Origin of the sequence: Pseudomonas sp. NPDC087346, from assembly GCF_044744235.1 — a bacterium.
In the GTDB taxonomy this organism is placed as follows: domain Bacteria; phylum Pseudomonadota; class Gammaproteobacteria; order Pseudomonadales; family Pseudomonadaceae; genus Aquipseudomonas.
In genome coordinates this window covers 39,346-63,828 of the sequence record NZ_JBIUXX010000025.1, presented here as the reverse complement: position 1 = coordinate 63,828, position 24,483 = coordinate 39,346, and the positions used below count along the sequence as shown (strand labels likewise).

At 59.2% G+C, this 24,483-nt stretch carries 27 protein-coding genes; 15 read left to right on the top strand and 12 right to left on the bottom strand.

Annotation, left to right across the window (positions count from 1 at the left end; genetic code table 11):
• Window positions 1–81: 81 nt before the first annotated feature.
• On the bottom strand, window positions 82–873 hold the full coding sequence (locus tag ACIOZM_RS16560) for a lysophospholipid acyltransferase family protein (protein ID WP_401215789.1): 792 nt from the start codon (window positions 871–873) through the stop codon (window positions 82–84).
• Window positions 873–1,628 (bottom strand): L-ornithine N(alpha)-acyltransferase, encoded by a 756-nt coding sequence (gene olsB / locus ACIOZM_RS16555; RefSeq protein WP_401215787.1) that lies wholly within the window; start codon window positions 1,626–1,628, stop codon window positions 873–875. The genes ACIOZM_RS16560 and olsB overlap by 1 nt, the downstream gene beginning before the upstream one ends.
• Before the next feature lie 153 nt (window positions 1,629–1,781).
• Here olsB and ACIOZM_RS16550 point away from each other — a divergent pair, with 153 nt between their 5' ends.
• The 5 genes from ACIOZM_RS16550 (at window position 1,782) to ACIOZM_RS16530 (ending at window position 6,041) form a co-directional block, all read left to right on the top strand.
• Complete coding sequence (locus ACIOZM_RS16550) at window positions 1,782–2,663, top strand: acyl-CoA dehydrogenase (protein ID WP_401215786.1); 882 nt, start codon at window positions 1,782–1,784, stop codon at window positions 2,661–2,663.
• A gap of 132 nt (window positions 2,664–2,795) precedes the next feature.
• Complete coding sequence (locus ACIOZM_RS16545; RefSeq protein WP_401215785.1) at window positions 2,796–3,875, top strand: serine hydrolase domain-containing protein; 1,080 nt, start codon at window positions 2,796–2,798, stop codon at window positions 3,873–3,875.
• On the top strand, window positions 3,872–4,177 hold the full coding sequence (locus ACIOZM_RS16540; protein WP_401215783.1) for an amidase: 306 nt from the start codon (window positions 3,872–3,874) through the stop codon (window positions 4,175–4,177). The genes ACIOZM_RS16545 and ACIOZM_RS16540 overlap by 4 nt, the downstream gene beginning before the upstream one ends.
• Window positions 4,178–4,291: 114 nt before the next feature.
• Window positions 4,292–4,882 carry a YceI family protein gene (locus ACIOZM_RS16535; RefSeq protein WP_401215781.1) on the top strand — a complete coding sequence of 197 codons (591 nt, stop codon included), beginning with the start codon at window positions 4,292–4,294 and terminating at the stop codon, window positions 4,880–4,882.
• A gap of 1 nt (window position 4,883) precedes the next feature.
• Window positions 4,884–6,041, top strand: a complete 1,158-nt coding sequence (locus ACIOZM_RS16530) for a phosphatidylserine/phosphatidylglycerophosphate/cardiolipin synthase family protein (protein WP_401215779.1) — start codon at window positions 4,884–4,886, stop codon at window positions 6,039–6,041.
• A gap of 113 nt (window positions 6,042–6,154) precedes the next feature.
• Here ACIOZM_RS16530 and bglX read toward each other — a convergent pair whose 3' ends face one another.
• Window positions 6,155–8,446, bottom strand: a complete 2,292-nt coding sequence (gene bglX / locus ACIOZM_RS16525; protein ID WP_401215777.1) for a beta-glucosidase BglX — start codon at window positions 8,444–8,446, stop codon at window positions 6,155–6,157.
• 261 nt (window positions 8,447–8,707) lie between these two features.
• On the opposite strand from bglX, the gene ACIOZM_RS16520 reads away from it, so the two are divergent.
• The 4 genes from ACIOZM_RS16520 to ACIOZM_RS16505 all read left to right on the top strand — a co-directional run bounded on the left by ACIOZM_RS16520 (window position 8,708) and on the right by ACIOZM_RS16505 (window position 12,181).
• Window positions 8,708–9,316 carry a LemA family protein gene (locus tag ACIOZM_RS16520; protein WP_401215775.1) on the top strand — a complete coding sequence of 203 codons (609 nt, stop codon included), beginning with the start codon at window positions 8,708–8,710 and terminating at the stop codon, window positions 9,314–9,316.
• Window positions 9,317–9,446: 130 nt separating this feature from the next.
• Window positions 9,447–10,199, top strand: a complete 753-nt coding sequence (locus ACIOZM_RS16515) for a TPM domain-containing protein (RefSeq protein ID WP_401215773.1) — start codon at window positions 9,447–9,449, stop codon at window positions 10,197–10,199.
• A gap of 33 nt (window positions 10,200–10,232) precedes the next feature.
• On the top strand, window positions 10,233–10,850 hold the full coding sequence (locus ACIOZM_RS16510) for a TPM domain-containing protein (protein ID WP_401215771.1): 618 nt from the start codon (window positions 10,233–10,235) through the stop codon (window positions 10,848–10,850).
• A 104-nt stretch (window positions 10,851–10,954) separates the two neighbouring features.
• Window positions 10,955–12,181, top strand: a complete 1,227-nt coding sequence (locus ACIOZM_RS16505; RefSeq protein WP_401215769.1) for a class I SAM-dependent methyltransferase — start codon at window positions 10,955–10,957, stop codon at window positions 12,179–12,181.
• Between the two features lie 90 nt (window positions 12,182–12,271).
• Here ACIOZM_RS16505 and ACIOZM_RS16500 read toward each other — a convergent pair whose 3' ends face one another.
• The gene (locus tag ACIOZM_RS16500; RefSeq protein WP_401215767.1) at window positions 12,272–13,162 is read right to left on the bottom strand and encodes a DMT family transporter; all 891 of its coding nucleotides are present in this window, start codon (window positions 13,160–13,162) and stop codon (window positions 12,272–12,274) included.
• A 288-nt stretch (window positions 13,163–13,450) separates the two neighbouring features.
• Here ACIOZM_RS16500 and ACIOZM_RS16495 point away from each other — a divergent pair, with 288 nt between their 5' ends.
• The 3 genes from ACIOZM_RS16495 (at window position 13,451) to ACIOZM_RS16485 (ending at window position 14,888) form a co-directional block, all read left to right on the top strand.
• The gene (locus tag ACIOZM_RS16495) at window positions 13,451–14,032 is read left to right on the top strand and encodes a DJ-1/PfpI family protein (protein WP_401215765.1); all 582 of its coding nucleotides are present in this window, start codon (window positions 13,451–13,453) and stop codon (window positions 14,030–14,032) included.
• A gap of 13 nt (window positions 14,033–14,045) precedes the next feature.
• On the top strand, window positions 14,046–14,351 hold the full coding sequence (locus ACIOZM_RS16490; RefSeq protein ID WP_401215763.1) for a ribbon-helix-helix domain-containing protein: 306 nt from the start codon (window positions 14,046–14,048) through the stop codon (window positions 14,349–14,351).
• Window positions 14,352–14,543: 192 nt separating this feature from the next.
• The gene (locus ACIOZM_RS16485) at window positions 14,544–14,888 is read left to right on the top strand and encodes a YegP family protein (protein WP_401215761.1); all 345 of its coding nucleotides are present in this window, start codon (window positions 14,544–14,546) and stop codon (window positions 14,886–14,888) included.
• Window positions 14,889–15,031: 143 nt separating this feature from the next.
• On the opposite strand, the gene ACIOZM_RS16480 is transcribed toward ACIOZM_RS16485, so the two are convergent.
• Together ACIOZM_RS16480 and ACIOZM_RS16475 are read right to left on the bottom strand one after the other, a co-directional pair.
• Window positions 15,032–15,913: a dihydrodipicolinate synthase family protein gene (locus ACIOZM_RS16480; protein ID WP_401215759.1), complete on the bottom strand. Its 882-nt coding sequence runs from the start codon at window positions 15,911–15,913 to the stop codon at window positions 15,032–15,034.
• 25 nt (window positions 15,914–15,938) lie between these two features.
• The gene (locus ACIOZM_RS16475) at window positions 15,939–16,721 is read right to left on the bottom strand and encodes an aldolase (protein WP_401215757.1); all 783 of its coding nucleotides are present in this window, start codon (window positions 16,719–16,721) and stop codon (window positions 15,939–15,941) included.
• Between the two features lie 106 nt (window positions 16,722–16,827).
• Here ACIOZM_RS16475 and ACIOZM_RS16470 point away from each other — a divergent pair, with 106 nt between their 5' ends.
• A complete protein-coding gene (locus tag ACIOZM_RS16470) occupies window positions 16,828–17,370 on the top strand; it encodes a helix-turn-helix domain-containing protein (RefSeq protein ID WP_401215755.1) in 543 nt (180 codons plus the stop codon).
• A 100-nt stretch (window positions 17,371–17,470) separates the two neighbouring features.
• On the opposite strand, the gene ACIOZM_RS16465 is transcribed toward ACIOZM_RS16470, so the two are convergent.
• Entirely contained in the window at window positions 17,471–18,490 is a 1,020-nt protein-coding gene (locus tag ACIOZM_RS16465) for a DUF4917 family protein (protein ID WP_401215753.1), read from the bottom strand.
• 154 nt (window positions 18,491–18,644) lie between these two features.
• Here ACIOZM_RS16465 and yiaY point away from each other — a divergent pair, with 154 nt between their 5' ends.
• Complete coding sequence (gene yiaY / locus ACIOZM_RS16460) at window positions 18,645–19,793, top strand: L-threonine dehydrogenase (RefSeq protein WP_401215751.1); 1,149 nt, start codon at window positions 18,645–18,647, stop codon at window positions 19,791–19,793.
• Here yiaY and ACIOZM_RS16455 read toward each other — a convergent pair.
• The 3 genes from ACIOZM_RS16455 to ACIOZM_RS16445 form a co-directional block, all read right to left on the bottom strand.
• The gene (locus ACIOZM_RS16455; protein ID WP_401215749.1) at window positions 19,790–20,956 is read right to left on the bottom strand and encodes an MFS transporter; all 1,167 of its coding nucleotides are present in this window, start codon (window positions 20,954–20,956) and stop codon (window positions 19,790–19,792) included. The genes yiaY and ACIOZM_RS16455 overlap by 4 nt on opposite strands.
• A gap of 15 nt (window positions 20,957–20,971) precedes the next feature.
• Window positions 20,972–22,207: an aminotransferase class I/II-fold pyridoxal phosphate-dependent enzyme gene (locus ACIOZM_RS16450; protein ID WP_401215747.1), complete on the bottom strand. Its 1,236-nt coding sequence runs from the start codon at window positions 22,205–22,207 to the stop codon at window positions 20,972–20,974.
• Between the two features lie 171 nt (window positions 22,208–22,378).
• Window positions 22,379–22,867, bottom strand: coding sequence for a DMT family transporter (locus ACIOZM_RS16445; RefSeq protein ID WP_401215745.1), 489 nt, complete (start codon window positions 22,865–22,867; stop codon window positions 22,379–22,381).
• A 77-nt stretch (window positions 22,868–22,944) separates the two neighbouring features.
• Here ACIOZM_RS16445 and ACIOZM_RS16440 point away from each other — a divergent pair, with 77 nt between their 5' ends.
• Entirely contained in the window at window positions 22,945–23,868 is a 924-nt protein-coding gene (locus ACIOZM_RS16440; protein ID WP_401215743.1) for a LysR family transcriptional regulator, read from the top strand.
• A gap of 7 nt (window positions 23,869–23,875) precedes the next feature.
• Here the strand turns inward: ACIOZM_RS16440 and ACIOZM_RS16435 are convergent, their stop codons facing one another.
• Window positions 23,876–24,160: a type II toxin-antitoxin system RelE/ParE family toxin gene (locus tag ACIOZM_RS16435; protein WP_401215741.1), complete on the bottom strand. Its 285-nt coding sequence runs from the start codon at window positions 24,158–24,160 to the stop codon at window positions 23,876–23,878.
• Complete coding sequence (locus ACIOZM_RS16430) at window positions 24,150–24,389, bottom strand: CopG family ribbon-helix-helix protein (protein WP_401215739.1); 240 nt, start codon at window positions 24,387–24,389, stop codon at window positions 24,150–24,152. Before ACIOZM_RS16430 ends, ACIOZM_RS16435 begins: the two co-directional genes overlap by 11 nt.
• Window positions 24,390–24,483: the final 94 nt, after the last annotated feature.

Sequence of the window (24,483 nt, the reverse complement as noted above, 5' to 3'; positions counted from 1 at the left end):
CAACATTGGTGTCGGCTGGTCTACCGCTATCGCTGGCAAGCCAGCTCCCACAGGGGGCAAGGTGATTTCAGGATGTGTGTTTCAGGCGGCGATTGCCGGGCGCATTGGCGATTGACGGGTTTCCGGGATAGCCCCAAACAACGCCTTCTGCACCGCCTGCTGCGCGTCGAACGCCAGTGCCGCACGCTCCCGGCCTTCGCAGGCAATCGGCTTGAGCAGATGAATTTCCACATCCCCCCGATCATTGCTGAACAGGCGCATCAAGTGTGACAGCAGATCGTCATCACCAATGAACGGCGCCAAGGTGTCGATTTCACCCTCACGCAGATAACGGATCGCCACCGGTTGCAGATTCACCTCTGAATCAATCGCCGCCGACAGCAACCGTCCGTGAAAGGTACGCAGCGAGCGGCCATCAGTGGTGGTGCCTTCCGGGAACATCAGCAGCGGATGTGCGGTTTGCAGATGACGGGTCATCTGTTTGCGGATCAACTGGCTGTCACCCGAACCACGGCGGATAAACAGACTGCCAGCCTTCGCCGCCAACCAGCCGGCCACCGGCCAGGTGCGCACTTCGGCCTTGGACAGAAACGACAACGGCGTGAGCATGCCGAGCAGCGGAATGTCGGTCCACGACACATGGTTGCTGACCCACAGCATTGGCTGCTTCGGCAGCTCCCCGTGAACCGTCACGCGAAAGGGCAGGGCATTGCTCAAGCGCGCCATGAAAAACCGCGACCAACGCTGGCGGCGCTGCATCGAATGCGCCTGGCCCAAGCGTTCGAAAACCCCGAAGAGGCTGGCCATGCTCAACCCCAGCGCCACCACTATCAGCACTCGCGCAATTCGCGCGTACACCCGCAACCGGCTCATTACATTGCCGCCTTGAAGTGTTTGGCGTAACGCGGGCAGAGTTCGTCGCGCTTGAGCAGGATGAAAACGTCGGCAACCTGGAAGTCTTCGTCCCAGCACGGCTCGCCGCAGATCTTTGCGCCCAGACGCATGTAAGCCTTGAGCAGCGGCGGCATTTCGGCGATCACGTTTGACGGAATATCCAGCGACGGCAGCGGTTTTTTCGGTTCGGCGCGCAGGTGTTCGGTGCACAGATAACGTTCGCGCAGACGTTGCATGATCGCGTGTGCCTGCACGCCGCCATCCTGCATCGGAATGCTCGCGCAACCCATCAAGTAGCTGTAACCGCCCTGATTCAACACTTCGGCCAATTCGCCCCACAACACCGCGATGGTGCCGCCGTTGCGGTATGCCGGGTCAACGCAGGTGCGGCCGATTTCCAGAATCGGCCCTTGCAGATGCGCGAGGCCGTGCAGGCTGAACTCTTCTTCGCTGTAGAACTTGCCGAGGCTGCTGGCGGCGGTGTGATCGAGCAGGCGAGTGGTCGCCACCAAGCGTCCGGTGTTCAAGTCACGCACGCCGATGTGGCTGCAGTGAACATCATAATCATCCATGTCCAGACCCAGTTCCGCGCCCTTCAGCTTGGCGTTGAACTCGCCGCTGAACACGTTGAAGCGCAAAGCCTGGGCTTGCTGCAAGGCCTCGGCACCGATCAGGCGTTCGGCTTGCAGGCGGCGTTCATTGCCGGTGTCGCTGATGCGGGCGATCTGAGTCATTTGAATCTCCGTACGGGCCTTTAACCCGTCGTGGGTTGCAGCCGATCGACTTTCTTTATGCCGCTGTGTTGTGCAAAGTCAGGCTATGTAGCCCCGGTGTCATCGCCATGAAAGTTTGGTGATGCTTATATGACAGCCCACAAGGAGCCTCTTATGTCCTGGCCAACCCTGCTCGAAAGCCGTGAGCGATTGCCCGCCGTTGCTGATCTGGCGGAGGGATTTGCCACGCTGCTGCATCAACTGGGCAGCGTTACGCCGTTCGAATTGGCGGTGGCAGGGGGGCGGCGAATGGCGACCCCGGGGTTGGCGTTTCTGGTGGGTTATCAAGCGGCGTTGCGCATGCTGTGGCCGAGTGCGCCGCTGAGTCTCGGCGCGTTATGTGCGACCGAACAGCGCAGCTTGCGCCCGGCAGACATGCAGACCCGGCTCACGGATTTGCGCTTGAGTGGACGCAAGGATTTCGTCACCGCTGGCGATGCGGCGGACTGGCTACTGATCGCGGCGCGCAGTGAGGCGCCCGGCGAAACGCCGCGCCTGAGTTTGGCGGTGGTCTATCCCGGCGAACCCGGCGTGCGTGTGGAGAAACTGCCGGCGTTGCCGTTGATGCCGGATGTCAGTCACGGTCGGCTATACCTCGACGACGCGCAGTGCGAACTGCTCGCGGGCGACGGTTGGGATGCCTATGTGAAGCCGTTTCGCAGTCTGGAAGATTTGTATGTGCTGAGCGCAATGACTGCGTGGTTGTACGGCGTCGCTCAGGACAGCGACTGGTCACAGGCCCTGCAATTGCGCTTGCTGGCGTTGCTCGCCGGGTGCGCGGAGGTCAGTCGGCAGGCGCCGAACAATCCGGCGGGGCATGTGTTGTTGGGCGGGTTGTTTGCGCAGTTTGACGGGCTCAAGCCTGAAGTCGATCAAGCCTTGGCCGCAGGCAATCCCGAGTGGGGTGCGATGTGGCAGCGTGACCAGGCCGTCATGCAAATGGCCGCAGGCGCCAGAGCCAAGCGCCTGGCCAAGGCTTTGCACAATCCCCTGTAGGAGCTGCGGCACGCTGCGATCTTTTGATCTTGATTTAAAGCAGAATCAAAAGATCGCAGCGTGCCGCAGCTCCTACAGGGATTGTCATTTTTTCTGGCTATTCTGGGCTTATCTGAATGTCGAGCCTTCAACATGTTCAAAGGCCTGCCCCTGTTTCTGCTGTTGATCAGCCTTACGGCCCATGCCGAGCAGTGGCCCGCCGAACAATGGCCGACCGGCCCGCAGATCAACGGGCCCGCCGTCCAATCGTTGGAGTCTTACGCCTTCCCACTTCGCGACGACAGCACCCGCCAAGGCATCCGCACTGACGCGTTATTGATCATCCGCGACGGCCAACTCATCTACGAACACTACGCCGGCCCGACCACGGCTCAAACGCCGCACCTGACCTGGTCGATCAGCAAAAGTCTGATGGCCACGGTGTTTGGCGTTGCCTATGGCGAAGGCCTGTTCAAACTGGATGATCCAGCGCAGAAGTTTTACCCGGCGCTAGAAAAACATCCGGCCATCACCATCGCCGATCTGCTGCACTGGGCCTCGGGGCTGGACTGGCAGGAAGACTACGAATACGCCCCGCTGAAATCCTCGGTGGTGGCGATGCTCTACACCCGTGGTCATCGCGACATGGCAGCGTTCACCGCCGATCACCCGGCCTACGCCGCGCCCGGGCAAGCCTTTCGATATTCCAGTGGCGACAGCAATCTGCTGGCGGCGGCGCTGAAGACTATCGTTGGCCCGCAGCGCTATCCGGACTATCCGTGGACCGCGCTGTTCGAGCCTTTAGGCATCCGTCATGCCGTGTGGGAAACCGACGCCAGCGGCACATTCGTCGCCTCATCCTATGCCTATCTCACGGCAAGGGATCTGGCGCGAGTCGGGCTGTTGATGGTGCGCGACGGACGCTGGGGCGAGCGGCAATTGCTGCCCAAGGATTGGCTCGCGTTCAATCGCACACCCTTCGCCGGTTACAAGGCCCATCAGGACGAAGCCGTGCCGGGCGGCCAGTGGTGGCTCAATCGCCCGGCGGACGGTGCCGCTTCACCCTGGCCGGATGCACCGCCCGACACCTTTGCTGCCCTCGGTCATTGGGGGCAGGCCTTGTACGTGATCCCCAGCGAAAAACTGGTGATCGTGCGCTATGGCGATGATCGTGATGGCAGCTACCGTCACAACGAACTGCTCAAGCGCGTGCTTGCGGCGGTGCGGCCATGAAGTTGCTCAAACGAATTTTGCTGGTGCTGCTGATCGTGCTGCTCGGCTGGATCTGGCTCGAACGCGAAAACTTGTGGGCCTTCCCGGACATCATCAGCGCTTACACGGCGAAGGAATATTGTTCGTGCCGTTATGTGATGAACAACGACGCCGAATACTGTCGCGGCTACGTGAAACAGTGGCTGCCGACCAGCGCGTTTAATGATGACCCGGTGAGCAAGACCATCACCGTCAGCGGCATGGGCCGCAGCAACAGCGCGCAATGGCAGAGCGAACGCCAAGGCTGCCGCCTCAATCCCTGATGTGCACAAATGCCCCCTGTGAGAGGGCAGGCAGTGATCTTTTGCTCTTGAGGTTTGCAATAACCCGGCAGGCAGTTAAGGTTCGTGCAGGTTTATCGGCCCCACGGGTTTTCAATGTTCAACCGTTCCCTCCATAAAATCCTCGCCAGCGTCTTGCTGACTGCCGCCGCATTGCCGGCTCAGGCCAACTGGTATCTGGACGGCGAGTCGTCGCGGCTGTCGTTCGTCAGTACCAAAAACGCCAATGTTTCCGAAGTACAGCGCTTTCTGGTACTGCACGGCAAAGTCGATCCCGATGGCAAGGCCGAAGTCGAAGTCGAACTGGATTCGATCAACAGCGGCATTCCGCTGCGTGACGAGCGTATGCGCAAGGAGCTGTTCCAGATCGAGCAATTCCCGGACGCGACCATCACCACGCAAATCGATCTGCGCCCGATCAATGATCTGGCCCCCGGCGCACAGCTGGAATTACGCCTGCCGCTGACCGTCAACCTGCACGGCAAGCAACACCAATACCCGGCTGAACTGCTCGCAACGCGTCTGGATGATCGACGCTTTCAAGTGGTGACGCTGGAACCGCTGGTGATCAACGCCGAGGATTTTGATCTGGCGCCGGGCCTCGAAAGCCTGCGCAAATTGGCCGGCCTGTCGGCCATCAGTCTGTCGGTACCGGTGGGTGCGGTGCTGATTTTCACGGCGCGCTGACATGCGCGGCGCGGTGTTCCCGTGGCGTGACGGCAACCGTTTCGAGTTGCTGATCGACGGCCCGCAATTCTTTCCGCGAATGCTTGAGCACATCGCTAAAGCCAAGGAACAGATCGAACTGGAGTTGTATCTGGTCGAGGCCGGCGCCTGTGCCGAAGCGATGGTTCAGGCGCTGGTGCAAGCCGCCGAACGTGGCGTACGCGTGCGCTGCCTGTTCGACGATTTCGGCAGCCTCGCATTCACCCTGAACCTACGCCATCGGCTGATCCACGCCGGGGTCGAGTTGCGTTTCTACAATCGCCTGAACTGGCGGCGCTGGGTGCGCAACTTCTACCGTGATCATCGCAAGTTGTTGCTGGTCGATCAGTGCCTGGCAGTCGTCGGTGGCACTGGCGTTACTGACGAATTCTGGACTCCGGGCCACGACACCAGCGAATGGCACGAAGTGATGGTCGAGATCAGCGGCCCGTTGGTGATCGACTGGCAATTGCTGTTCGACCGCCAGTGGATCGCCAACCGCTATCGCCGTGCCTGGCGACCGGCCGCGCATTTCGGGCTGCCGCGTTTGCCACGGGTGCCGGAAAAGGGCGAGGGCATGGGCCGTGTGGCGTATGCCGACGCCCGTCAGCACCGCGACATTCTGCAATCGCTGTTCCGCGCATTGAACAGTGGGCAGAAACGCATCTGGATGGCCACGCCGTATTTCCTGCCGACCTGGAAGATCCGCCGTTCCCTGCGCAAAGCCGCCGCCCGTGGTGTTGACGTGCGGTTGCTGTTGACCGGGCCGCGCACTGATCACCCGTCGGTGCGCTACGCCGGGCACCGTTATTACCCGCGCCTGCTCAAGGCTGGCGTAAAAATCTTTGAATATCAGCCGTGTTTCCTGCACCTGAAAATGGTCTTGGTGGACGAATGGGTGAGCATCGGTTCATGCAACTTCGATCACTGGAATCTGCGCTTCAATCTTGAGGCCAATCTGGAGGCGCTTGATCCGCAATTGACGGCGGCGGTGGCGGGGAGTTTCGAGCGGGACTTCGAGCTGAGTCAGCAGGTCAGTCTGGAGGAGTGGCAGCGGCGGCCGTTGTGGCGGCGGGTGAAACAGAGGATTTGGGGCTGGGTGGATCGGGTGGTGGTCAACATCCTCGATAGACGCGGCTAGTCGCCCCACCCAAAAACACTGTAGGAGTGAGCCTGCTCGCGATAGCGGTGCGTCAGTCAGCATTGATTTGGCTGAATGACCGCTATCGCGAGCAGGCTCACTCCTACAGGGGGTTACAGCAGTTCGAAGCTCTGCTGCGTCACGTCCTGCGAATCCAGGCCGATCTGCACGTTGAACTTGCCTGGCTCTGCCGCGTATTTGAGCTGGGCGTTGAAGAACTTCAGGTCATCCTCGGTGATGGTGAAGTGCACGACTTTCTGTTCGCCGACCTTGAGCATGATCTTCTGGAAGTTCTTCAGTTCCTTGACCGGGCGAATCATCGAGCCGGTGACGTCCTGGATGTACAACTGCACCACGGTTTCGCCGTCACGTTTGCCGGTGTTCTTCACCATGACACTGGCGTCGAGCTTGCCGGTGGTGTTCAGCGTGGTCGACGACAGTGCCATATCGCTCAGGCTGAAGTCGGTGTAGCTCAGGCCATAACCGAACGGGAACAGCGGGCCGGTGGTGTCATCGAAATACTGCGAGGTGTAGTTGCCCGGTTTGCCCGGCGTGAACGGCCGGCCAATGCTCAGGTGGTTGTAGTAGGTCGGAATCTGGCCCACGGAGCGCGGGAAAGTCACCGGCAGTTTGCCCGATGGGTTGTAGTCGCCGAACAGCACGTCGGCGATGGCGTTGCCACCTTCGGTGCCGCTGAACCAGGTTTCCAGAATCGCGTCAGCCGAGTCTTTCTCTTCAAGAATCGTCAGCGGACGGCCGTTCATCAAGACCAGCACCAACGGCTTGCCGGTGGCTTTCAGCGCACGGATCAGCGCACGCTGGTTTTCCGGGATATTCAGGTCGGTACGGCTCGACGACTCGTGGGACATGCCACGGGATTCACCGACGGCAGCCACGACGATGTCGGCATCCTTGGCGGCTTTCACCGCTTCGTCGATCAGCACGTTGGCCGGGCGCGGATCATCAACCACTTCCGGCGCATCGAAGTTGAGGAAGTTCAGGTAGTCGAGAACTTTCTTGTCGCTGGTGATGTTGGCGCCACGGGCGTAGATCAGGTTCGATTTGTCGCCGATAACGTTGCTCATGCCGTCGAACAGGGTCACCGACTGCGCTGGCTTACCAGCCGCCGCCCAACTACCCATCATGTCGATTGGCGCCTTGGCCAGCGGGCCGACCAGCGCGATTTTCGCGGTTTTCTTCAGCGGCAGGGTTTCGTTCTGATTCTTCAGCAACACCTGGCTGCGACGGGCAACGTCACGGGCTTCGGCGCGGTGCAATCGGCTGTCGGCGTAAGTGTCGACCGGATCATCTTCAGCCTTGCCGATACGCAGGTACGGGTCTTTGAACAGGCCCATGTCGTACTTGGCGGCGAGCACTTCGCGCACGGCGTTATCGATGTCTTTCTGTTCGATCTCGCCGGACTTCAGCAGCCCCGGCAGCTCTTTGCCGTACAGGGTGTCGTTCATGCTCATGTCGATGCCGGCCTTGATCGCCAGCTTCGCCGCTTCACGCCCGTCGCGGGCCACGCCGTGCTTGATCAGTTCGAAGATCGCGCCGTGGTCGCTGACCGCCAGGCCTTTGAAGCCCCAGACCTTGCGCAGCAGATCGTTCATCAGCCAGGTTTTGGAGGTGGCCGGAATGCCGTTGATCGAGTTCAGCGCGACCATCACGCCACCGGCGCCGGCATCAATCGCGGCGCGGTACGGTGGCAGGTAGTCCTGGTACATCTTCACCGGGCTCATGTCGACGACGTTGTAGTCGCGACCGCCCTCGACTGCGCCGTACAGGGCGAAGTGTTTGACGCTGGCCATGATGCTGTCGGCGGCGCTCGGCGTGGCGCCCTGATAGGCACGAACCATCACGCCGGCAATGCGCGAAGTCAGGTAGGTGTCTTCACCGAAACCTTCGGAGCTGCGGCCCCAGCGCGGGTCGCGGGAGATATCGACCATTGGCGCGAAGGTGATGTCGAGGCTGTCGGCGGCGGCTTCTTTGGCAGCGACGCGCCCGGACTTGCCGATGGCGTCCATATCCCAGCTCGACGCCAGGGCCAGCGGAATCGGGAAAATCGTACGGTGACCGTGGATCACGTCGTACGCGAAAAACATCGGGATCTTCAGCCGGCTGCGCATCGCTGCGTCCTGCATCGGACGGTTTTCCGGGCGGGTGATCGAGTTGAACGTGCCGCCGATATTGCCGGCAGCGATCTCTTTGCGGATCAGCTCGCGGGGCATTTCCGGGCCGATGCTGATCAGGCGCAACTGGCCGATCTTTTCGTCGAGGGTCATTTGCTTCATCAGGTTACTGATGAAAGCGTCCTTGTTTTCCAGGGGTGCCGGGGTCGTGGCGGCCAATACTTGATGACTGGCCAGGCTGACGAACAGACCCAGCAAACACAGCTTCTTCATGAATGTTTTTCTCAAGGGCACAAACGGTAATGAAATACCGGCCAGCCAAAAGTTAGGGAGCGTCTATTGTTGTTCGGGTGCTGATTCAAAAATCAAAGCCGAATAAACACCGCCAATGGTTGACGGCATCATCGCGCAGGGCCTCTTTTTAGCCCATTGGCCCGTTGCAATCCAGTGGCGCGGGCGATTATGCCCCAAGAGCCGCTATAGGATGTTTCGCGGTCGGTTTTTTCATGAAATGTGTCAGGGAGCATCAGTCTGATGAATGTAAGTCCAACCTACCGCTCGCGTTTGCAGGTCGCCACGCTGCTGGTGCTGGCCACGCTGTTGACCGCTTGCGGCATCAACAATATCCCGACCCTCGACGAACAGGCCAAAGCGGCCTGGGGCCAGGTGGAAAACCAGTATCAGCGCCGCGCCGACCTGATCCCCAATCTGGTGGAAACCGTCCGTGGTTACGCCAAGCATGAAGAGGAAACCCTGACCGCCGTGGTTGAAGCGCGGGCCAAGGCGACGTCAATTCAGGTCGATGCCAGCACCCTCGACAACCCGGAAAAACTCAAACAGTTCCAGCAGGCGCAGGATCAACTGAGCGGTGCGCTCAGCCGCTTGATGGTGGTGTCCGAGCGTTATCCGGACTTGAAGGCCAACCAGAACTTCCTGGCCTTGCAGTCGCAACTTGAAGGCACAGAAAACCGGATCGCCGTGGCCCGTCGCGATTTCATTCTGGCGGTGCAGAAATACAACACCGAGATCCGCACGTTTCCCGGTCGTTTGTGGCATTCGGTGATGTACAGCGATCTGCCGATCCGCGAGACCTTCGAAGCCACCACCCCCGGCGCGGAAAAGGCCCCGGAAGTGAAGTTCTGAAATCAGACAAATACTCTGTAAGAGCTGCGGCACGCTGCGATCTTTTGATCCTGATCTTCAAATACAAGGCCAAAAGATCGCAGCGTGCCGCAGCTCCTACAGGGACGGTGGGGTTCGGGAGAAAGTGTTCATGCGTGTGTTGAAAATGGGCCTGGTGTTGATGCTCTGGCTGTTCGCCGTCAGCGCCCGGGCCGAGTTGACGTTCCCGGCGCTGAGCGGGCGAGTGGTGGACGAGGCGCAGATGATCGAGCCCTCGGTGCGCGCGCAATTGAGCCAGCAGTTGCAGGCGCATGAACAGGCGACCGGCGAGCAATTGGTGGTGGTCACGCTGCCTGATCTGCAAGGCACCACGATCGAGGATTACGGCGTTCAACTCGGTCGCCACTGGGGCATCGGGCAAAAGGACAAGAACAACGGGGCGCTGCTGATCGTCGCCCGCGATGAGCGCAAATTGCGCATTGAAGTCGGCTATGGCCTGGAAGATCGCCTGACCGATGCGCAGACTTCAGTGATCATCCATCAGGTCATCACTCCCGCATTCAAGACCGGCAATTTCAGCAAGGGCATCAGTGACGGCGTTGCTGCGATGCTGGTGGTGCTGGGCGGCAATCCACTGGACGAACCGTCGACGGTGTATCAGTCAAACGGTGATCCGGCGGATGATTTCATCTCGCGGCATCCGTTGCTGTTCGTGTTTCTGGTGATGTTGTTCATCCTGACGGTGTTTGTCTGCCAGATGCTCGGTATCCTTCCCGCCGGTCGGGGCGGCTCCGGGGGAGGGGGCGGCTTTGGCGGTGGTGGATTTGGCGGCGGCGGTGGAGGCGGGGGCTTCAGCGGCGGCGGGGGCAGTTTCGGCGGCGGTGGTTCGTCCGGCGGCTGGTGACGACACAACAATAATGATCAGGCACTTTTCAACATGGCATTACTGACAGAACACGAACAACGCAAAGTCGCCGAGGCGATTGCCCGGGTCGAGCGTGAAACAGACGCTGAAATTGTCACGGTTCTGGCCGCCCGCGCCGACGATTACGCGTACATCCCGCTGTTATGGGCCAGCCTGCTGGCGCTGGTGATACCGGGCGTCGTGCATTACCTGACAGGCTGGCTGACCATGCACAGTTTGCTGGTGGTGCAGTGGGTCAGTTTCGTCGTGCTGTGCCTGGTGTTTCGTTTGCCCAAGGTCACCACGCACCTGATCCCGCGCCATGTGCGGCACTGGCGTGCGTCGAATCTGGCGCGGCGGCAGTTTCTCGAGCAGAACCTGCATCACACGGTGGGCAGCACCGGGATGCTGATTTTTGTCTGCGAGGCCGAGCGGTACGTGGAAATTCTGGTGGATGAAGGGATTTCCAAACGGCTGGATAACAAGACCTGGGATTCGATAGTCGCGGTATTTACCGAGCAGGTTCGTCAGGGGCGCACGCTTGAAGGGTTCGTCACCTGTATCGAGGCGTGCGGTGAATTGCTCAAGGTGCATGTGCCGGTGACGCAGGTGAGGAACGAGTTGCCGAACCGCTTGATTGTGTTGGGGTAGATCTTTTGATTTTTGCCATTGGGTAAATAAGAGCGTGTCCCCAACCCCCATCCCCCCTAAAATATCCGCCATTCCCGATTTGCTCCGCCCGAGGCTGTTTTTCCATGTCCGTCACCGCCCCATCCGCGCCACATGCCAAACCTGCGCCGGATCATCACGCGCAGTTCATCGAGCTGCTGCAAACCAGCCTCGATCAGAATGATTTCATCAAACTGGTACTGGCCAAGTACGTCGGTGACGAAGCCGAACTGCAGCGGATCATCATCAAACCGGTGACGGTCAAGGCGCAGCCGAATCTGTCCTTCGTCTATCGCTACAAGACCCGCGACATTACCAAGAACCTGCCACTGGCCGAAGGTGTTGCAGCGGTTGCCGAACTGTTGCCTGCCGCGTTCAAAAATGCGCACTTGTTGACAGTGACTGACGAAGCACAGCTCGAATACAGCAAAAAGGGCAAGAGTTCGCTGTTCAAGAGCAAACCTCAGCAATTGCGCGAAGTGCCGTCCGCCGAGCACAACCGCGAGAAGAACCGCTTTCTCGAGCTGAGCCGACCGTTCCTCAAGGATCTGGGCGTGACCAATGCCCAGCAGGACTTGATCCCTGCAATGTCGCGCAAGTGGAAGCAGATCAACAAGTTCATCGAAGTGTTCAGTCATGCACTGACTTCGTCACCGCTGGCGCTGGACAAACCGGTGCGGGTGGCGGATTTCGGTTCGGGGAAGGGCTATCTGACGTTCGCCATTCACGATTATCTGCGTAACACCTTGAAGGCCGAGGGCGAAGTCACCGGCGTCGAATTGCGCGAAGAAATGGTCAACCTGTGCAACGCCGCAGCGGTGAAGCTTGAACATCCGGGGCTGGTGTTCAAATGTGGTGACGTGCGCAGTGTGGCGCCGAGCGAACTGGACGTGATGATCGCCCTGCATGCCTGCGACATCGCTACCGATTACGCGATCCATACCGGCATCCGTTCGGGCGCGTCGATCATCATGTGCTCGCCGTGCTGCCATAAACAGATTCGCCTGCAAATCCAGAGCCCGGCGCTGCTCAAGCCGATGCTGCAATACGGTTTGCACCTCGGTCAGCAGGCGGAAATGGTCACTGACAGCCTGCGTGCGTTGTTCCTCGAAGCCTGCGGTTACGAGACCAAGGTGTTTGAGTTCATCTCGCTGGACCACACCAACAAGAACAAGATGATCCTCGCGGTGAAACGCGCCGAACCGGTGGACCCGGCTCAGCTGTTGGTGAAGATTCAGGAGTTGAAAGACTTCTACAACATCAGCGAACACTGCCTGGAAACCCTGCTGCGCGCTGACGGTTACCTGAACTGACCCCATTCATGCAGGAGCTGCGGCACGCTGCGATCTTTTGATCTTGAAAACAAAGTCAAAAGATCGCAGCGTGCCGCAGCTCCCACAGGGTCACGCAGTGGCGGGTTGGGCCGGGCGGATGGCGGTTTTACGGCCGAGGATGACTGTCGCGATCACGCCGCAGGCAAACACCCAGGTGATCGGCTCGACATGTTCACCGAAGAACAGCGCCGAAAACGCGATGGTGAAGAAGATCTGCAACAACTGGATCTGACTGACCCGGGCAATGCCGCCCATCGCCAGACCGGCGTACCAGGCAAAGAAACCGAGAAACTGCGAGAACAGCGCGACGTAGCCGAAGGCCCACCAGGTCTTGGCTGACACCGCGCCCTGATGTTGCAGCGCCAGATACAACACCGGGCCGATCAGCAGCGGCGTCGACAGCACCAGCGCCCAGCAGATCACCTGCCAGCCGCCCATCTCCTTGGCCAATCGGCCACCCTCGGCATAACCCAGACCACCGACGGCAATCGCCCCGAGCATCAACAAATCGCCAGCCTGAATGCTGCCCGCCCCGGTATACAGCGCATAACCCAGCACCAGCGCACTGCCCAACGCGGCACAGGCCCAGAACGCTTTTGACGGTCGCTCATGGGACAGCCACGCCGCATACAACGCCACGCACAGTGGCTGTAAACCGTTGACCAGCGCGCCGTGGGACGCCGGCAAGGTTTGCATGGCCCACGCCGACAGCACCGGAAAACCGAGAATCACTCCGGCAATTACCATGCTCAAACCTTTGATTTGCGCCCAGGTCGGCCATTTCTCGCGATGCCAGAGCAACAGCAACGCCGCCGGAATTGCCGCGAACAATGCGCGGCCCAAGCCGTTAAGCAGAGGATGGAGTTCCTGCACCACGATGCGGGTGAAGGGCAGGGTCAGGCTGAAAATCACAACCCCGAGCAGGCCGAGGGCCATGCCGGTGTTTTCGCGGGAGGACATGATGGCGAACCAGAATTGAGGGTGGCAGATACGTGCCCTATCTAGCCACAGACCTTAACTTTCCGCGCTTACAGCTGGGCAGAAAGTTATCCATACAGTTATTCACAATCCTGTAGGAGCTGCGGCACGCTGCGATCGTTTGATCTTGTTTTCAAAAAACTGAAAGTCAAAAGATCGCAGCGTGCCGCAGCTCCTACAGGGGCGGCGTAGTAGTCGGTTATTACCTCGCAGGGCGGATAAGGTCTACCTTGAATACTCCTGCCGTTCCCTTCCAGAGGAGTCCTCCCCATGGCTGCGAAAAAGATCCTGATGCTGGTCGGCGATTACGTCGAAGATTACGAAGTGATGGTGCCGTTTCAGGCGCTGCAAATGGTTGGTCATACCGTCCACGCAGTCTGCCCGGACAAAGCTGCTGGCAGCACCGTACGCACAGCGATTCATGACTTCGAAGGCGATCAGACTTACAGCGAAAAACCCGGTCACCTGTTCGCCCTCAACTTTGACTTCGCCAAGGTCAATGCGGCTGACTACGACGCGTTGCTGGTGCCCGGCGGTCGTGCGCCGGAATACCTGCGCCTGAATGAAAAAGTGCTGGAATTGGTGCGAGCCTTCGACCAGGCCGGCAAACCGATTGCAGCGGTGTGCCACGGTGCGCAACTGCTGGCGGCAGCGGGGATTCTCGAAGGACGTGAATGCAGCGCCTATCCGGCCTGCGCCCCGGAAGTCCGTCTGGCGGGCGGCACGTACATCGATATTCCAGTGACCGATGGCCACGTTCAAGGCAATCTGGCGACAGCTCCGGCATGGCCGGCGCATCCAAACTGGCTGGCCGGGTTCCTCGGTCTGCTCGGCACCAAAATCACCCTGTAACGAGGATTCGCCCATGTGCGAGCTCTACGTCAAGGCCGACCCGATTCTCTACGAATCACGCTCTCGTTCGTTGCGCATCTGCGGCGTGGTGACGACGGTGCGCCTGGAGAATCAGTTCTGGGACATCCTCAGCGAGATTGCCGAAGTCGATGGCATGACCACCAATCAGTTGATCACCAAGCTGTATGAAGAGGTGATGGATTATCGCGGGGAGGTGGTGAATTTTGCGTCGTTCTTGCGGGTGAGCTGTACGCGATATCTGTCGCAGCGCCGGGTGAGTGCGCGGGAATTGTCGGTGGTGCGGGCGGTGGTGAAATAGCCCAAACAGGGTTGACTCAATCGCTGGCAGGCCAGCTCCCACAAGGTTTTGTGATGAGGCTCAGAGAGTGAGCACACTACAGATCCTTGTGGGAGCTGGCTTGCCAGCTATGGGGTCAGTAAAGGCGACAGATATTCTGGACTGGTCTTTACTCTCAGGCGCGAAACCTTTCAATTGCCAGGGAGAACGAGCATGTCCGGATGGTATGAGTTGAGCAAAAGCAGCAACGGTCAGTTCAGGTTTGTGCTGAAGGCGGCGAATGCCGAAACCATTCTGACCAGCGAGTTGTACACCACCCGCGACGCCGCCGAAAACGGTATCGCCTCGGTGCAGGTCAACAGTCCGCTGGAGGAGCGCTACGAGAGAAAGACCACCAAGGACGGGCATCCATACTTCAATCTCAAGGCTGCCAATCATCAGATCATCGGCGGCAGTGAATCCTACTCGTCCGACGCCGCTTGCGATAAAGGCATCGCCAGCGTCAAGGCCAACGGGCCGACGAAATCGATCAAGGACAAGACCCTTCCGGTCCTTTGAATACGCCTCTCAAATCCACTACAAATCCCTGTGGGAGCTAGCCTGCTGGCGATAGCGGTATATCAGTCAACATTAACTGTTGAATGTTATTTCCTCATCGCTGGCAGGCCAGCTCCCACAATTGTTGTGTGTTGCCTTGAAGATCAGCGCAGGGTTTTGAGGATCGTTTGCAGTTGAGTCTGGCCAGTCTCGCTCAGCGGGAACACCGGCAAGCGCGGATCACCCACCTCCAGCCCGGTTTGACGCAAACCAGCCTTGATCGTCGCCGGCAGTCCACCCTTGAGGATGAAGTCCAGCAACGGCAACTGGCGATAGAACAGCTCTCGCGCCTTGGCCAGATCGCCTGCCAACGTCGCCGCGTACAGATCCAGATTGAGTTGCGGAATCAGGTTCGGCGCTGCCGTGCACCAGCCTTTCGCCCCGGCGGCGAAGGCTTCCAGTGCCAGCGGATTGCAGCCGTTGTAGAACGGCACCTGACCTTCACCGAGCAATTGCAGCTTGTGCATGCGCTGAATATCGCCAGTGCTCTCCTTGACCATGGTCACGTTTTCTACGGCATTGAAAATGCGCAGAATCAGCTCGACCGACATGTCGGTGCCGCTGGTGGCCGGGTTGTTGTAGAGCATGATCGGCACGCCGATGCTCTCGCCGATTGCCCGGTAATGGGCGAGGATTTCCGCTTCGGTCAGCTTCCAGTAAGACGCCGGCAAGACCATCACCACATCGGCGCCGTGGCTTTCGGCAAAGCGTGCGCGGCGTACCGCTTTGGCGGTGGTCAGGTCGGAGACGCTGACAATGGTCGGCACACGTTTGGCCACGTGCTTGATGCTGAAGTCTGCAACCTGATCCCACTCCGAATCGCTCAGGTAGGCGCCTTCGCCGGTGCTGCCGAGCGGGGCGATGGCGTGGACGCCGCCGTCAATCAGCCGATCGATCGAACGGCCGAGGGCAGGCAGATCCAGGCCTTCGCCATTGGCGTCGAACGGGGTGATGGTGTAGCCGATGATGCCGTGAATATTGGACATAACAGTGTCTCCGTCAGAAGGGGTTTCAGTTCAGGCAATCGGCGTGTTGGCGCAGGTTCTGCCGGGCGTAATAGTTGAACGCGGCGGCGTGGCGTTTCGGCTTCGAAATCCAGTCATGGGCTTCGCGGCCCAGCTCCGGGATGATCGGTTTGATCGTACCGGCCGCCATCGCCAGCAGCTGCAACTTGGCGGCGCGTTCGATCAGTTGCGCGATGACACAGGCTTCCTCAATCGTGGTGCCGCTCGACAGTTGGCCGTGGTGCGAAAGCAGAATCGCCCGTTTGTCACCCAGCGCGCCGGCAATCAGTTCGCCTTCTTCGTTACCTACCGGCACGCCCGGCCAGCCTTCGAGAAACGCGCAATCGTCGTACAGCGGGCACAGGTCCATGTGGGAAATCTGCAACGGCACTTCCAGCATCGACAGCGCGGCAACGTGGGTCGGATGCGTGTGGATGATGCAGTTCACGTCCGGTCGAGCACGATATACCCAACTGTGGAAACGGTTGGCCGGATTAGCCATGCCGTGACCTTCGAGCACTTCCAGGTCTTCGTTGACCAGCAGCAGATTGCTCGCGGTGATTTCATCGAAACCCAGCCCCAGTTGCTGAGTGTAATAGGTGCCGGGCTGTGGGCCACGGGCGGTGATTTGTCCGGCCAGACCGGAGTCATGACCGCTCTCGAACAGAATCCGACAGGTCAAAGCCAGCTTTTGCCGGTCTGTCCACGTATTATCCGCCAGGCTTTTTTGCATCTGGGTCAGCGCTTGCTTGACCAGTTGTTCTTTAGGTAGTGCTAATGTCTTGGCCATGTCTGTGTCCTTTGGGTGATTGCAAATGACACTAAAGAGGCTATATGACACAAAGTGTCATTGGCAAGCACAAATCGTTGCTTCCTTGATGGAATAACCGCTGCGCATGTCTATCCGTTTGAAATTGTTGAGAAAAAAACTTGGCGTAACCCTTGAGGCATTGGCCGAAAAATCCGGCATGACCAAGAGTTATCTGTCGAAAGTCGAGCGCGGGCTGAACACCCCGTCGATTGCCGCTGCGCTGAAACTGGCGAAAGCGCTGAACGTGAAGGTCGAAGAATTGTTCTCCGAAGACAACGTCAGCCTCGACAGCTACAGCCTGGTGCGCAGCCACGAACGTCAGTCACTGGCGGCCAATGACCAGAGCCCAGGTTATGCGGTGCTGGCGCATCAGGTCAGCGAGCGTAACCTGTTGCCGTTCATCATCTACCCGCCGCGCGAATTCACTGACAAGACCTTCAAGGAACACTTGGGCGAAGAGTTTTTGTTCGTCCACGAAGGGCAGGTCGAAGTGGATTTCATGAATGAGCGGGTGCTGCTGGAACGCGGGGATGCGCTGCATTTCAATGCGCAGAAGCCGCACCGGATCAGATCGGTGGGCGAGGTACAGGCGCAGTTGCTGGTGGTGGTGCATAGCGCAGAAGAGTGAGCTGACAAGACTAATGCCATCGCTAGCAGGCTAGCCCACAGTTGGAATGCGTTCCCCTGTGGGAGCTAGCCTGCTGGCGATGGCATTGGACGATTCGCCGCTAAACCTCGACCGGCACCGACAGCTTCGAATTGCCCAACGCATGCGTCTTCGAATCAAAGAATCGCAACTCGACCCCGGTCCCTTCGAACAGCTTCGCGTAATGCCGCTTCTGATGCTGAATGAACGCCGTACTGCGCGGATAAATCGAGATCGCCACGGTCTTCGGTTTTGCCAATTGCAGAGCGCGGACGATATGGCTGTCCTGCTCGCCCAAGGCATGGCCGAAGATGCACAACGCATCGCCGTGCGCCAATAACTGCTCGTAACAGAACGACAGATAATCCGAGCTGCGAATGGTCTTGAGCTTGTCCGCGCTCGGCCCTTCGTTGACGAACAGCGGCACGTCATCCAGCGTCTTGATCGTGTTGTTGATCGCAAAGCTGCCAAGCAGCGTGCCCTCGGTCGAGGTCAGTTTGCGTGCGGTGCCGTCCTGATTGCGCACCAGATGCAGACCACCGTGCAGGTACAGCAGACGCGGTTTTTGCGTGGCACTGGCGCTCAGGTCGAAGCTTGCATTCGGACCGTTGAACAGATCGTCGATGACGTCGCTGCGGTGCTGGATCGCCCAGTAATTGAGCAAGTCGTAATTGCTGGTGAACACCGTGCGATAACGCGCCAGTTCTTCATTTAGCGTGGCCAGGGTCGAAGCTTTGACCAGCCGCCACGGAATGTGCACCGCGTGCACGCTGTTGATCAGCGCTTCCTTGATCGCGTAGTAGCGATTGCGCGGCGCCGCCGAGCTTACGGCCAGGGCCTTGTTGACCCGGCTGGTGGTTTTCAGCGCGCCGAGCACCTGTTCGAAACTGCGTGTCTGCATTGCATCGAACACGCTCAGCTCCGATGCGCTCAGCGGTTTCTCTTCCACCGTGCGTGCGTTTTCGAACAGCGAGTCGTAGCCGAAGTCATCCCACACCACGCGGCTGGCGCCGTTGCCCAGCAGCAGGCCGTTGAAGGTAATGGCGGCGCGCAAGGCGTTCCAGTCTTCGAGGGTGGCGTCGACATCCAGAAAATCGGTCATTGCGAAGGAGGTCTCAAAACGTAGGGGCTGATGGGCGGCGACTTTATCACGAGCGGGCATTGAGCCAGATCAACATCGGTCGTGACTGATCGGTCGATGCTGTGTGTATCCGCCGCATCGGAGCAGTCGATTCGGCCCCAGTCAGGAGACGCGCATGAGCAGCACCTTTTTCATTCCGGCCGTAAACATCATGGGCAATGGATGCCTCGACGAAGCCATGGTTGCCATCCGCAACTACGGTTTTCGCAAAGCGCTGATCGTCACTGACGCGGGGCTGGCGAAGGCCGGCGTGGCCAGCATGATCGCCGAGAAGCTGGCGATGCAGGACATCGATTCGGTGATTTTCGACGGCGCCAAACCGAATCCGAGCATTGCCAATGTCGAATCCGGGCTGGCGATTCTCAAGGAAAGTCGTTGTGATTTTGTCGTGTCGTTGGGCGGCGGTTCACCGCACGACTGTGCCAAAGGCATTGCCCTTTGTGCGACCAACGGCGGGCAGATCCGCGACTACGAAGGCGTCGATCAGTCGAGCAAACCGCAGTTGCCGCTGATCGCGATCAACACCACTGCCGGCACCGCCAGCGAGATGACCCGGTTCTGCATCATCACCGACGAATCGCGCCACGTGAAAATGGCCATCGTCGACCGTAACGTCACGCCGCTGCTATCGGTCAACGACCCGGAACTGATGGTCGCAATGCCCAAAGGCCTGACCGCCGCCACCGGCATGGACGCACTGACTCACGCCATCGAAGCCTACGTGTCCACCGCCGCCAACCCGATCACCGACGCCTGTGCGCTGAAAGCCATGACCCTGATCAGCAATAATTTGCGGCTGGCGGTGCGCGACGGCACTGATCTCGCTGCCCGCGAGAACATGGCCTATGCGCAGTTTCTCGCGGGGATGGCGTTCAACAATGCCTCGCTCGGTTACGTGCATGCGATGGCGCACCAGTTGGGTGGTTTCTACGATTTGCCCCATGGAGTGTGCAATGCGGTGTTGCTGCCGCATGTACAGACGTTCAACGCGTTGGTGTGCGCCGATCGACTGACCGATGTCGCCCACGCCATGGGCGCGGACATTCGTGGTTTCAGTGCGGAAGAGGGCGCGCAGGCGGCGATCAACGCGATTCGTTGTCTGGCCCGCGACGTGGAAATCCCCGGCGGTTTGCGTGAACTCGGCGCCAAGCTCTCTGACATTCCGGTGCTCGCCACCAATGCCTTGAAAGACGCTTGCGGGCTGACCAACCCACGGGCGGCGGATCAACGGCAGATCGAGGAGATTTTCCGCAACGCGTTTTAACCTTTCGCGCGCGTCGGTGCGATGCTCACACAGAGCAACGCGCCGACTGCCAGCAACGTGCACAGCACGGATAACGGCCACGCCTGAGGACCGGCGATCAGACTGGCAATCGCACCGATGAGCGCCGCCATCAACTGATGAATGAAACCGCTCAACGCCATTGCGTAGGCACCGGCAATCGGTGCGCCGTCGTTGGCCCGTGACAGGCTGATCGGGTAGCTCAGCGACTGTCCGAACACCGCCACGCAATACGGCAACCACAGTAATAACGCGATGGAGCTTGCCGTCAGACTTCCCAGCAACATCACCGCGCTACCGACCATGACCAAACCCACTCCCATCGTCATCAGCCACCGTTGGCCAGTGCGCAAAACGAAACGATTAACCGCCAGCGCACCGAGAAAATACGCCGCGCTGATCGGCCACCCGAGCAGCCCGTAATCCACACTCGACCAGTTGAATGGCCCTTGTAGAATCAGCGGCGCGGCAGTGTTGAACGCGATAATCACACCGTAACCCAGACCACCGGCCAGCGCCGGCAGCAGAAAGGCCCGATCAATCACGATGAGTCGGTAAATCGTCCACGATGAGGCCGTCGCCGGCTCATCGGTCAGCGCCGGGAAACTTACTCGCGAGACGATCATCGCCATCGTCAGGCAACTCAAACCCAGCAGATAGAAAATCGCCTGCCAACCCAGCGTCACCTCGATGATTGATCCCAGGTACTGGCCGATGCCCAGCGCCACCACGAACGAAATCGAAATCCACGACAACGCCTTGGCCAACAGATCGCCTTGGAAGCTGTCGCGAATCAGCACCCGCGCCATCACTGAAATGCCGCTGGCACCAATGCCTTGAATCAGCCGCAGCAACAAAAACGATTCCAGCGTCGAACCCAGCGGCAACGCCAGATTAGCCAGGCCATAAACACCCAGCGCCGCCAGCAACACCGGTTTGCGTCCGATGCGCTGCGCCAGACTGCCCCAGAACAGCATGGGCAACGCCATGCCGATCAGGTACAGCGACAGCCCCCAAGACACCTGCGAGGGTTGTGCATTCAAGTATTCGGCAATCGCGGGCAGCGCCGGCAAGTAAATGCTCATGCCTAATTGCGCGAGAAAAACCGTGGAACAAGTGATGAGCAGGGTGGCGCCGGGCTTCATGAATCGTCCTTGGTTTCAGCGTTCGAGATCGACGCTGTGAGTACGCAACAGTTCGGTGATCAATTCACAGAACTGCTCGATCAGCGCGGGCTCCATATCCGCCCGCAACGTAATCCTGATGGCGGCCTTACCTTGTGCGACCACCGGGAAAAACACCGCACTGGTAAAAAATCCACGCTCGGCCAGTTCGCTGGCGACGCGGTTGGCCAGATCTGCCTTGCCGCAACTGATCAGCCGGATGGCCATGTTGCTGTGGCATTGCTCAGTGCTGATCAGGCTGTCAAACAGGCGGATATTAGCCTGAAGCCGGACCTGCAATGCGGCGAATTCAGGCGTGCGATGCAGTCGGATCGACGCTCGACCGGCACCGATTGCTGCACAGTTCAGGCTTTGCGACCAGTTGGCAGGCCCGCCATAACGCTGGATCAGTTGTTTCTGCCGCTCGTTGCCGAGCATCACCAGCCCGCCGCTGGCGCCGAATGACTTGGCCAGCGAAGCGACGATCAGACAGTCATCCTCCAATGCATCAATCCGCGGACGTGCCAGGCCGGCACCGTGCTTGCCCACGGCGGACAACGCGTGGGAATCGTCCAGATACAGAAACATCCCGTACCGGTCTTTCAAGTACAACAGGCTTTCCATGTTGGCCACGCCGCCCATGCTGTAGGCACCGTCGGCGACGTACGCCACGCGGCCATATTGCTGGCAGGCGCGCTCAAGAAAATCCATGTCGTTGTGCGGGCAGGTCAGCACCTGCGTTTCATCCGCGCAGGCGGCTTTCAGGTGATTCATCGAATAATGCGCATGGCGATCAAACACCATCACTGGCGGGCGGTTCTCGGTGAACACGCCGCTGGCCAGCAATGGCAGGATGCCGGCGCTGGCGGCACTGCACGACAAGGCGCTCAGGCAAACGGCGCCGAACAGCTCTGACAGCTCGGTTTCGTATTGCTCAAGAATTGCCAGTTTGCAGCGGTTTTTTGAGTTGGCCACCCGCAGAGTGCCGGTATCCAGCAGGGCGGCGATGGCGCCTTCGAGAATGGCAGGATGGTGGTCCAGTCCGAGATACGACGTTGTACAGAAGTGATGGAATTCGCGTCCGTATTGGTCAAGCAGGCGATTGCGGCTTTTGACCTCGACGTTGAGCCCGGCGACTTTGCCCTGCTGGGCAATATCCCAATCCGGATTGGCCAGCGCGATGATCTTTCGAAAATTGGAAAAGGTATTCGGTGCTTGCTGCATCTGATTCATCTGGACATCCCTTGAATGAAGCTTCCGTGGTTTGTTGCAATTTGTGTGTGTTGCCAGACTTTACGGAGAGCTGCGTCGGGGGAGAATCAGATGCTTCTTGCGATGTTGAAGGGGTATGGAGACTTCGCTGTAGGGCTATGCCTTGATGAGTCGTCGGTTGCTTCCGATGTCCTACCCGGCGGTTGCCAGATTCCTGCCTGCGGCTTCACCAAACTGAATCAACACTACGCCGCCAATCAGCATTAACGCGCCGAACACCCGTGGCAGAGTGAGTTGTTTTTCCAGCAGACCGAACAGCCCGAAATGATCGAGCAGCATCGAGGCGAGCACCTGGCCCGCCAGCGCCAGCGCGACAAAACCCGATGCGCCGAGCTTGGGCAGCAGCATCACCGCCAGCGCTACAAAACACACACCGAACGCGCCGCCAGCCCACATCCACAAGGGAGCCTTACTGATAAACGCCAGGCTCGGCAGCGGCAAACGCAAGGCGATAATTACCGGCAAAAGCACCAACACACTGACCAATAGCGAGGCCAGCGTCGCCCACAATGGGTGCCCCAGGCCTCGGGCCAGGTTGGTGTTGATCGCACTCTGAAACGGCACCACTGCTCCGGCAAACGCCGCCAGCAATAACAGGCCAGCCCAATGCAACGTACTCATGTTCACTCTCCAACAGGTTTTGCTGGACTCTAGAGTATTCGTCGCGCAGATTTAAATTCCGTTTTGTCATCCAGAACATGCATCAGATGAATGATCTGCGCCGTATCGACCTTAACTTGTTGGTGATCCTCGACGCTTTGCTCAGCGAGCAGCATGTCACTCGCGCCGCCGAGCGTCTGCACCTGAGTCAACCGGCCGTTAGCCATGCGCTGGCGCGACTGCGTGATCTACTCGGCGATCCATTGCTGGTGCGCGCCGGGTCGACGTTGGTGCCCACCGCTCGGGCGCTGGAACTGGTTGCACCACTGGCCGAAGCCTTGGCCCAGGTGCAATCGCTGCTGGCGCCCAATACCTTCGATCCGGCCAATGCGCGACGCACCTTTCGCGTAGCGATGTCCGATTACGGCGCGGCAATCATCTTGCCCGGGCTGATCCGTACTCTGCGTCGCGAAGCCCCGGGGATCGACCTGCAAATCAGCCATGCCAGCCGCGAAGGCATGCTCGATGGCGTGCTCAACGGTGACATCGACGTCGCTGCCGGGGTCTTTCCCGAACTGCCGAATGAATTGCGCAGCACGCCGCTGTTTGAAGAGCACTATGTGTGTTTGCTGGATCGTCAGAGCATGCCCGCCAATGGCAAGCTCGACCTGCCAACTTATCTCTCGCGCCCACACGTTTTGCTGGAGATGCGTGGCAGTGGCACCCCGGAAATCGAACGCGCCCTGACGTCATTGCGCGAACGTCGTCGCGTCGCCATCAGCCTGCCGCACTGGAGCGTTGCGCCGCAGTTCATTCGTGATACGGATCTGATTCTGACCGTGGCATCGCGTGGCTTGCGCGATATTGATCAGCAGGCATTGGTTGTCGTGCCGCCACCGTTCGAGATACCGCCGTTCACGTTTGTACTGGCGTGGCACAAGCGGCGGGGCGGGGATCAGGCGTTGAACTGGTTGAATCGGCGGATTGAGGAGGGGATTGGCCAAAGTGAGGCCGTCGATTGAATTGTGTCTACCACCTATTGGGTGGAAGCCGGCGCGTGTGAAAGATACGCAGAATCTGCACGCTACCGTGGCGAACCCGATAAGGAATCAGGTAGGGACGGTCGGGCAGAATCCATTCTCGGGTACCGGGTAATCGTCCTTCGCGCCCGGAGGCCGGAAAGCGGCTGAGGTGATCGACACTATCGACAATCGCCTGAACAAACTGCGAAGCAGCTTTTGGATTTTCGATCGCGATGTGTGCGGCTTCGTCATCGAGATTCTTTAACGCGGTACGTAGCCACTCAACTCGCATTGGCTTTCCATTTGTCGGCAATGGACCTGACCTCTTCGGCTGAGGCGAAGTCGCCAGCATCGGCTTCTGTCAAAGCCTGTTGGATCTCTGCGATTTGCCAGGCCTCTCGGGCGAGGTATTCACGCAACGCATCGACTGCCAGATAAGACTTGCTGCGACCGGTCGCTTTGGCGAGGTTGGAGAGTGTGTCGGCAATTTCGTCTGGAAGACGCAAAGACATGACAGACATGGCGATCTCGATGTAGTGGCTTGTAATACACAACACTACAGTGTCATGCGCTGATAGGCCACTTCCACTCGTCAGCCTTGCCAACACCGAGCAG

Bases quoted from the DNA above. Each gene is read 5' to 3' on its own strand.
- ACIOZM_RS16560 (WP_401215789.1), bottom strand. From the start codon at position 873: ATGAGCCGGTTGCGGGTGTACGCGCGAATTGCGCGAGTGCTGATAGTG.
- olsB (WP_401215787.1), bottom strand. From the start codon at position 1,628: ATGACTCAGATCGCCCGCATCAGCGACACCGGCAATGAACGCCGCCTG.
- ACIOZM_RS16550 (WP_401215786.1), top strand. From the start codon at position 1,782: ATGTCCTGGCCAACCCTGCTCGAAAGCCGTGAGCGATTGCCCGCCGTT.
- ACIOZM_RS16545 (WP_401215785.1), top strand. From the start codon at position 2,796: ATGTTCAAAGGCCTGCCCCTGTTTCTGCTGTTGATCAGCCTTACGGCC.
- ACIOZM_RS16540 (WP_401215783.1), top strand. From the start codon at position 3,872: ATGAAGTTGCTCAAACGAATTTTGCTGGTGCTGCTGATCGTGCTGCTC.
- ACIOZM_RS16535 (WP_401215781.1), top strand. From the start codon at position 4,292: ATGTTCAACCGTTCCCTCCATAAAATCCTCGCCAGCGTCTTGCTGACT.
- ACIOZM_RS16530 (WP_401215779.1), top strand. From the start codon at position 4,884: ATGCGCGGCGCGGTGTTCCCGTGGCGTGACGGCAACCGTTTCGAGTTG.
- bglX (WP_401215777.1), bottom strand. From the start codon at position 8,446: ATGAAGAAGCTGTGTTTGCTGGGTCTGTTCGTCAGCCTGGCCAGTCAT.
- ACIOZM_RS16520 (WP_401215775.1), top strand. From the start codon at position 8,708: ATGAATGTAAGTCCAACCTACCGCTCGCGTTTGCAGGTCGCCACGCTG.
- ACIOZM_RS16515 (WP_401215773.1), top strand. From the start codon at position 9,447: ATGCGTGTGTTGAAAATGGGCCTGGTGTTGATGCTCTGGCTGTTCGCC.
- ACIOZM_RS16510 (WP_401215771.1), top strand. From the start codon at position 10,233: ATGGCATTACTGACAGAACACGAACAACGCAAAGTCGCCGAGGCGATT.
- ACIOZM_RS16505 (WP_401215769.1), top strand. From the start codon at position 10,955: ATGTCCGTCACCGCCCCATCCGCGCCACATGCCAAACCTGCGCCGGAT.
- ACIOZM_RS16500 (WP_401215767.1), bottom strand. From the start codon at position 13,162: ATGTCCTCCCGCGAAAACACCGGCATGGCCCTCGGCCTGCTCGGGGTT.
- ACIOZM_RS16495 (WP_401215765.1), top strand. From the start codon at position 13,451: ATGGCTGCGAAAAAGATCCTGATGCTGGTCGGCGATTACGTCGAAGAT.
- ACIOZM_RS16490 (WP_401215763.1), top strand. From the start codon at position 14,046: ATGTGCGAGCTCTACGTCAAGGCCGACCCGATTCTCTACGAATCACGC.
- ACIOZM_RS16485 (WP_401215761.1), top strand. From the start codon at position 14,544: ATGTCCGGATGGTATGAGTTGAGCAAAAGCAGCAACGGTCAGTTCAGG.
- ACIOZM_RS16480 (WP_401215759.1), bottom strand. From the start codon at position 15,913: ATGTCCAATATTCACGGCATCATCGGCTACACCATCACCCCGTTCGAC.
- ACIOZM_RS16475 (WP_401215757.1), bottom strand. From the start codon at position 16,721: ATGGCCAAGACATTAGCACTACCTAAAGAACAACTGGTCAAGCAAGCG.
- ACIOZM_RS16470 (WP_401215755.1), top strand. From the start codon at position 16,828: ATGTCTATCCGTTTGAAATTGTTGAGAAAAAAACTTGGCGTAACCCTT.
- ACIOZM_RS16465 (WP_401215753.1), bottom strand. From the start codon at position 18,490: ATGACCGATTTTCTGGATGTCGACGCCACCCTCGAAGACTGGAACGCC.
- yiaY (WP_401215751.1), top strand. From the start codon at position 18,645: ATGAGCAGCACCTTTTTCATTCCGGCCGTAAACATCATGGGCAATGGA.
- ACIOZM_RS16455 (WP_401215749.1), bottom strand. From the start codon at position 20,956: ATGAAGCCCGGCGCCACCCTGCTCATCACTTGTTCCACGGTTTTTCTC.
- ACIOZM_RS16450 (WP_401215747.1), bottom strand. From the start codon at position 22,207: ATGAATCAGATGCAGCAAGCACCGAATACCTTTTCCAATTTTCGAAAG.
- ACIOZM_RS16445 (WP_401215745.1), bottom strand. From the start codon at position 22,867: ATGAGTACGTTGCATTGGGCTGGCCTGTTATTGCTGGCGGCGTTTGCC.
- ACIOZM_RS16440 (WP_401215743.1), top strand. From the start codon at position 22,945: ATGCATCAGATGAATGATCTGCGCCGTATCGACCTTAACTTGTTGGTG.
- ACIOZM_RS16435 (WP_401215741.1), bottom strand. From the start codon at position 24,160: ATGCGAGTTGAGTGGCTACGTACCGCGTTAAAGAATCTCGATGACGAA.
- ACIOZM_RS16430 (WP_401215739.1), bottom strand. From the start codon at position 24,389: ATGTCTGTCATGTCTTTGCGTCTTCCAGACGAAATTGCCGACACACTC.